Annotated in this window: 5 protein-coding genes; 1 reads left to right on the forward strand and 4 read right to left on the reverse strand. The window is 32.3% G+C overall.

Annotation, left to right across the window (positions count from 1 at the left end):
* Positions 1–51: 51 nt before the first annotated feature.
* The 3 genes from nhaD to Q0822_RS16370 form a co-directional block, all read right to left on the reverse strand.
* Complete coding sequence (gene nhaD / locus Q0822_RS16360) at positions 52–1,443, reverse strand: sodium:proton antiporter NhaD (protein ID WP_299125724.1); 1,392 nt, start codon at positions 1,441–1,443, stop codon at positions 52–54.
* A gap of 12 nt (positions 1,444–1,455) precedes the next feature.
* On the reverse strand, positions 1,456–2,682 hold the full coding sequence (locus Q0822_RS16365; RefSeq protein ID WP_299125730.1) for a Glu/Leu/Phe/Val dehydrogenase dimerization domain-containing protein: 1,227 nt from the start codon (positions 2,680–2,682) through the stop codon (positions 1,456–1,458).
* A 73-nt stretch (positions 2,683–2,755) separates the two neighbouring features.
* Positions 2,756–3,823 (reverse strand): anhydro-N-acetylmuramic acid kinase, encoded by a 1,068-nt coding sequence (locus tag Q0822_RS16370; RefSeq protein ID WP_299125726.1) that lies wholly within the window; start codon positions 3,821–3,823, stop codon positions 2,756–2,758.
* A gap of 92 nt (positions 3,824–3,915) precedes the next feature.
* Between Q0822_RS16370 and Q0822_RS16375 the strand changes: the two genes are divergently transcribed.
* Positions 3,916–5,058, forward strand: coding sequence for an acyl-CoA dehydrogenase (locus Q0822_RS16375; RefSeq protein ID WP_299125727.1), 1,143 nt, complete (start codon positions 3,916–3,918; stop codon positions 5,056–5,058).
* A gap of 53 nt (positions 5,059–5,111) precedes the next feature.
* On the opposite strand, the gene Q0822_RS16380 is transcribed toward Q0822_RS16375, so the two are convergent.
* On the reverse strand, positions 5,112–7,550 hold the full coding sequence (locus tag Q0822_RS16380; RefSeq protein ID WP_299125729.1) for a helix-turn-helix domain-containing protein: 2,439 nt from the start codon (positions 7,548–7,550) through the stop codon (positions 5,112–5,114).
* Positions 7,551–7,695: the final 145 nt, after the last annotated feature.

The raw sequence follows: 7,695 nt of genomic DNA on the forward strand, positions 1-7,695 counted from the left end.
TAAAATTTTAAATTCTTGTTGTTATAACGTTAAGTTTATCTGTAAAGTATATTAGAAAATACTTCTTGTAACCATAAATGCAGCTGCACCAGCTAAAAAGCCAACTAAAGCCAACCATGATATCTTTTTTAAATACCAGAAAAAGTCAATTTTTTCCATTCCCATAGCAACAACTCCTGCTGCAGAACCGATAATTAGCATACTTCCTCCTGTACCAGCTGAATACGCAATAAAATGCCAAAGTTCATTATCTAATGGCTCAGAGAACATTCCCAAACTAGCAGCTACTAAAGGCACATTATCAATTACAGCAGAACCCACTCCTAGTAATAGTACCACTAAATCTGATACCCCTTCACCATGTAATTCAGTACCTAACATTGGCATGCTTTCTTGCAATGATCCTGCGAAGCCGAACAGTATACCTAATGATTCCAAAGCAGCCACTGCCATTAAAATTCCTAAGAAGAATAATATACTTGGTAACTCTATTTTTGATAAAGAATAATGTACAGGACTATGACTAGCATGTTCAGCATGCTCATCTGAAACTACTTGTGTAATTGCAAACTTGGAATTACTGTAAATTTCAGCAAATATTGCAACTACGCCTAACGAAAGCATCATACCAACATAAGGTGGTAAATGGGTTATCACTTTAAATACTGGAACAAAAACAATTGCACCCAAGCCTAAAAACAACATTGTAGAGCTAAACTTATTCTTAGGTTTACCATCTGAATCTTGTAACTCTAAAGTTCCTTTAAAGGGTGTTAATAGTGAAGCAATAAATGTTGGTACGACCATACATAGCAATGATGGAATAAATAGGTAAATAAATAATTTCCCAGTCGAAACTTTATCGCCTATCCACAACATTGTAGTCGTTACATCACCAATTGGTGACCATGCTCCACCTGCATTTGCGGCTATAATTATGAGACCAGCATACCAAATTCTAATACTCCTATCTTTTACAATTTTTTGAAGTATTGATATTAATACTATTGTTGCTGTAAGGTTATCAATAATCGCAGAAAGTATAAATGCTAAGATTGCAAACATCCATAACAACTTCTTTCTACTATTAAAATTCACAGCATTTTTGATAGTCGAAAATCCGTCAAAATAATCTATGATTTCTACAATAGTCATTGCACCTAATAAGAATACTAATATTTCTGCCGTTTTACCAAGATGATGTAATAAGGTTTCTTCCATTAAGTGCATTTTTTCTTCGTGCGGAAGTAAACCAAAATTGTCCATTAAATTGTGCTTAGCCGAATCGAACCATTGCGTAAAATCATCAATCCCCAAAGAAATTAAAGCCCAACTTATTGCCATCATTACTAGTGCTGGTATAAGCTTATCGATTTTGATATTATGTTCTAAAGTAATAGCTAAATAGCCAAAAACAAAAACAAGAATTATTACTGTTTCCATATTATGAAATATTTATATTAATTGTCTTAGTGCAATTTCGAAAGCTGTTTCGCTTACACCAATTTTTGTTGGATTAATTTTATGCACCTCTTTTAAGGCTTTTCTAATCACTTTAGAGGTGTCTTTAAAAATAGCCTCATCTGTCATTTGCACTTTACGCTCCATAAAATACGCAAAAACTCTCGCCATTCCACAATTTGAAATAAAATCTGGTATTAAACTTACTTTTTGATCTGTATGTTCCATTATCGGTCCAAAAAATATTTCTTTGTCTGCAAATGGCACATTAGCACCACAAGTTATAACTTCTAAACCAGTACTAATCATTTGATCGATTTGATTTTGTGTTATTAACCGAGAAGCTGCGCAAGGAGCAAAAACTTCAGTCTGTAATGACCATATTCTCTCATTTATTTCTTTAAATGGGATTAAATCAGTAGAATGCAATGTGTTTCCATTTTTTGCAAGATAAAGGATTGTTATTTCTTTAAATGAAAAACCTTCAGCATTTATCAAGCCGCCAGCTTTATCAATAATACCAACAATTTTAGCGCCCATTTGGGCAAAATAAAATGCAGCCGCAGCGCCAACATTACCAAAACCTTGTACCACAACCCGTTTTCCTTTTATAGAGTCATCATTAATATCGTAAAAATGTTTTGCAGCAACAGCAACACCGTATCCAGTAATCATATCTGCAATAGTATATTTTCTGATAACATCTGGTGAATACCTAGTGTTTTCAATGACTTTGATTACGCCCTGTCTCAACTGACCAATTCTATTGATTTTATCTGCTTGAGTAGGCTTAAAATGCCCTTCAAAAACACCTTCTTGAGGGTGCCATACACCACTTTCTTCAGTAATAGGGATTACTTCGTGGATTTCATCAACATTCAAATCGCCTCCAGTACCATAATAGCTTTTTAATAGCGGAGAAACAGCGGCATACCAGCGTTCAAGTACACCTTTTTTTCTGGGGTCTTGTGGATCGAAATTAATACCTGATTTAGCTCCTCCTATTGCTGGACCTGAGACTGTGAATTTTACTTCCATTGTCTTAGCGAGAGATAAAACTTCATTTCTGTCTAATCCTTTTCGCATACGTGTGCCTCCACCTGCTGCACCTCCTCTTAGGGAATTAATTACAGCCCAACCTTCTGCTTCAGTTTCTGGGTCATTCCAATGAAATACGATTTCTGGAGTTTTATTTTCGTACTTCTGAAGTAAATCTTTTATCAATGGTTATTGTTTAGTTAGTTATAACAAATATAAAAAACTCTAAAGGCTAAATGAGAATTAAATATTAATTTTAAGTATTGGGAAACAAAATTTTCCCAGAAGAATGATTCTTTGTTGCACCAGTTACACTTTTTAGACAATTTACTTCATTTCGTTGTCTTAAAACTCCGAGCAAACCAAAAATTAATGCTTCTTTAAATTCCACGATATCTTTTTTTGGAATTACAATTTCAGATTTTAAAAGATTTTTTATTCTACTTACTAGAAACTCATTGTAAACACCACCTCCAGTTACCAACAAATTGCTCCCTTCTCGATTTATAATTTTTGAAATTTGAATGGCTACATGCTCTACAAAAGTTCTAAGAATATCTTCAATCTTAAGGTCAAAAGACCCAATTAAAGGGAAAATATTTATTTCAACCCATTCTAATCCCAGTGATTTTGGTGGTTTTTCAACATAAAAAGCAAGCACATTTAACTGTGCTAATAATTCTTGATGAATTTTTCCTTTTGAAGCGAGTTGCCCTTTATCATCAAATTCTAGATTTAATTTTGAAACATAGTGATTCAAAACGATGTTCACAGGGCAAATATCAAACGCAATTCTTTTGGCCTTTTCTTCAAAAGAAATATTAGCGAAACCGCCTAAATTCAGACAATAATCATAATTATAAAACAACAACCGATCACCAATAGGTACTAATGGAGCACCTTGACCACCCAACTTAACATCTTGCACTCTAAAATCACAAACTACTTTATGGTTTACTAAATCTGATAAAATTTGTTGATTCCCTATTTGAAGCGTTAAGCCATTTTCTGGTTGATGCAAAGCAGTATGTCCATGAGAAGCAATAAAATCTATTACATTTATATTATTTGCTTTTATAAAAATCGAAATTACCGTTGATAAATATTCAGAATATGACTTATCAATTTCCTTCAATTCCTCTAAAGACCTATTTACTAATTGACTTAGAATTAACTTCCAATCCTTAGAGTATTTTATAGTTTCAGAATGATGAATTTCAAAATCCCAACTGCTATTAAACTTGTAGGTCGCATATATGATGTCGATGCCATCTAAAGATGTTCCAGACATTATTGCTATTACTTTATAATCAAATTTTATCATATTAGTAAAAATAATATTACTTATTGAAAATACCACAAGAAACAGTTATCTTTGCATGAATTTTTTATCAAATCAATAATTACAATATTTTTATGGACTTTAGCTTAACAGAAGAGCATTTGATGATTCGCGATGCAGCTCGCGATTTTGCACAAACTGAATTACTTCCTGGTGTCATAGAACGTGATAATTCACAAACATTTCCTGACGAACTAGTAAGAAAGATGGGGGAATTAGGATTTATGGGGATAATGGTAGACCCAAAATATGGCGGAAGCGGTATGGATGCTATTTCTTATGTGTTAATTATGGAAGAACTATCTAAAATTGATGCCTCTGCTTCAGTTATGGTTTCTGTAAATAATTCATTGGTTTGCTATGGACTCGAAGCTTATGGCACAGAAGAACAAAAACAGAAATATTTAACCAAGCTTGCAACAGGTGAACAAATTGGCGCGTTCTGTTTGAGTGAGCCAGAAGCCGGTAGTGATGCAACTTCACAGAGAACTACTGCCATTGATAAGGGTGATCATTATATTATTAATGGCACAAAAAACTGGATTACTAATGGTGGCAGATCTGATGTGTATTTGGTAATTGCTCAAACTGATAAACACAAAGGTTCACATGGAATCAATGCCTTTATTATTGAAAAAGGTATGCCTGGTTTTGATATAGGTCCAAAGGAGGACAAATTAGGTATAAGAGGTAGTGATACACATACACTTCAGTTTAATGATGTAAAAGTTCCAAAGGAAAATAGAATTGGCGAAGATGGATTTGGGTTTAGATTTGCTATGAAAACTCTTTCTGGTGGGCGTATTGGAATAGCTGCTCAAGCTCTAGGAATAGCAGCAGGAGCGTATGAATTGTCATTAAAATATTCTAAAGAACGTAAAGCTTTTGGTACTGAAATTTGTAATCACCAAGCCATCGCTTTTAAATTAGCAGACATGTACACCGAAATTGAAGCTGCTAGAATGCTAGTAATGAAAGCTGCTTGGGACAAAGACCAAGGCAATAATTATGATATGAGTAGTGCAATGGCAAAACTATATGCAAGTAAAGTTGCAATGGAACATACGGTTGAAGCCGTACAGATTCATGGTGGAAACGGATTTGTAAAAGAATACCATGTTGAACGTTTAATGCGCGATGCAAAAATTACACAAATTTATGAGGGTACTTCTGAAATTCAGAAAATTGTAATCTCTAGAGGTCTTATAAAAGGATAATTATTAAATAAAATATATTGATAAGGCTTCTGAATTATATTTTGAAGCCTTTTTTAATTTTTTGAAAGTTCATTAAGAACTAGTCTCAATTCTCCATAAGAAAACTTATCATCTATCTGATGTTTTAAATCTGAAAGGTTTTCGAAAGTCTTAGTCGGAATAATTTTCTTTAACTCTGAATAGTTCCGATTAGACATCAAGTCTGTAATTTTGATTTCACCTGAAGAAATAAAACTAGCCAAGTGCCCAAATATTGTATTTGAATTTAATTCGCGTTCCAATGCGATTTGATCTATTGATTTTCCTGCTTTAAATAATTCTAAGGATACTTTCTTAGTATCACCTTTTTGTCGTTTTGGTTTTAATTCTTCAAAAACTGAAACATCATTAGAAATTTCAATATCATTTTCATCACAATAGCTTTTTATGACTTGTAATATTTCAGTTCCGTACTTTTCTATACGTGTCTTACCCATACCATGAATTGCCTTTAATTCTTGTTTGGAAGTAGGTAAAATTTCACACATAGCATATAATGATTTTTGGGTAAAAATCTGAAAGTGAACTAAATCCTCTTGCTTTGCGATTTGATTTCTTAATTCTCTTAGCAATTCAAAAAGTTCTATGTTTGTAGTTCCGTCAATTACAACTTTACGTTGCTTTTTTGGTTTATCTTTCGCTAAGAATACAGACTTAGCTCTTAATTCTAAAAACTTTTGTGCAATAAAACCGGTCTTTAGACCTTCAAAATATAATAACTTCGTTTCTAGTAATTCTTCTAAAATATCAAGTTGTTTATTTATATCCTTTTCTATGGATTTATTGTCTGTCGTAAAAGCTACAATTTTAAATGAAGCTTCTATAAATATTTTTGTTTGTTCAGTGAAATATGTTATAGCCTTAGTAAAGCGTTCTTGTGATAATGTATTTGACTCAGGGACATCAGAAGCGTCTCCTATTAACTTCAATTGATTTTTAAAAGAAGAGCTTACCTTTAGTAAATTTGTTACTGCGTCTTTAATAGTTATTATTGGCGTTTCCACTGCACCTTCAATGCTACCTCTATTTTTATAATAAATATCTAAAATTCTATTAGATGGATACAAAAACTTGTAAAAATTAAAAATTTCAGATATTAAATCTAATTGAAAGATTCTCTTGGATTGTTGCAAAATTTCAACATCTGGTTGATTAACTTCAGAATCTTTATTAAATGAAATTACATTGCTATCGCTAATAATTTGACTTGGTGTAATTTTACTTTTTAAAACTAAACCTTCTAATGATTTACAGCGACTGAGTGCTACATAAGTTTGTCCATGCGCGAAAGCAGCTTCAGAATCAATTATAGCTTTTTCAAAAGTTAAGCCTTGGCTTTTATGTATAGTAATTGACCATGCTAAACGTAAAGGCATTTGTTTGTAACTTCCGATTCTATCTTCAGAAATGTCTTTGGTTTCAGAATCTACAGTATATTTTATATTTTCCCATAGTTCTGGTTTTGTAATAATATTAAAATCATCATCTGGACAATTTACTACAACTTCATCTTCATCTAATAATATAACCTTACCTATTTTACCATTGAAATAACGTTTTTCAGGAGAGCTATCATTCTTGATGAACATTACCTGCGCTCCAACTTTTAACTTTAACTCTTCTCTATTTGGAAAAGAGTGCTCTGGAAATTTCCCCTCTACAACCGCATTATACGTTCTAGATTTGCCTTTAAGCTTTTCAATTTCATATTCGTTAGTTTGGTTTGCTTTATGATTATGGGTTGTTAATGAAATATAACCCTCATTTTCACTAGGAACAAAGTTAGGTTGATAACGTTTATTCAATTCATCAGCAGAAGTCAGACTCAATTCATTATTCCTAATTTCATTAAGAATGTCTATAAACAAAGGGTTATCTTGTCTATAAATGTGTTTCAACTCTATAGTGAGTGCATTACATTGTTGATAAGCTAGACTACTAAAAAAAAATGCATTTTTATAAAATTCACTTAACAATTGCCATTCATGTTCTTTAATTACTGGCGATAATTGCTGTAAATCACCAATCATTAATAATTGTACACCGCCAAAAATTTGATTTCTTTCTTTAAAGCGCCTTAAGGTTTTATCAATACCATCTAACAAATCAGCTCTCACCATACTAATCTCATCAATAACTAATAAGTCTAAAGATTTAATAATATTAATCTTAGTCTTGCTGAACTTTCTGTTAAAACCAGTAGACGAATTTAAATCTGTATCAGGTAAAATAGGTCCGAAAGGCATCTGAAAAAAAGAATGAATAGTTACCCCTTTAGCATTTATAGCGGCAACACCTGTTGGTGCAACAACTATCATTCGCTTTTGTGATTGCATTTTTAATTTATGTAAAAAGGTAGTCTTTCCTGTACCAGCTTTACCTGTTAAGAATACATTTCTATTAGTATTATTAACAAAATCCCAAGCTAGACGAAGTTCTTTATTTTCTTTCATGCTACTTATTCAGCTAAAGATTGAAGATAATAAATATGAAACTTTTAAATTGAAGTAAACATGATTAAAAACAAAAAATCCCAACTACAATAAGTAATTGGGATTCAAAAAAGGCGGCGACCTACTCTTCCACAGTAAGCAGTAC

This window comes from uncultured Winogradskyella sp. (assembly GCF_947496485.1).
Lineage (GTDB): Bacteria > Bacteroidota > Bacteroidia > Flavobacteriales > Flavobacteriaceae > Winogradskyella.

Excerpts from the sequence above, each read along its gene's own strand:
- Q0822_RS16380 (WP_299125729.1), bottom strand. The coding sequence starts at position 7,550 with ATGAAAGAAAATAAAGAACTTCGTCTAGCTTGGGATTTTGTTAATAAT.
- nhaD (WP_299125724.1), bottom strand. The coding sequence starts at position 1,443 with ATGGAAACAGTAATAATTCTTGTTTTTGTTTTTGGCTATTTAGCTATT.
- Q0822_RS16375 (WP_299125727.1), top strand. The coding sequence starts at position 3,916 with ATGGACTTTAGCTTAACAGAAGAGCATTTGATGATTCGCGATGCAGCT.
- Q0822_RS16370 (WP_299125726.1), bottom strand. The coding sequence starts at position 3,823 with ATGATAAAATTTGATTATAAAGTAATAGCAATAATGTCTGGAACATCT.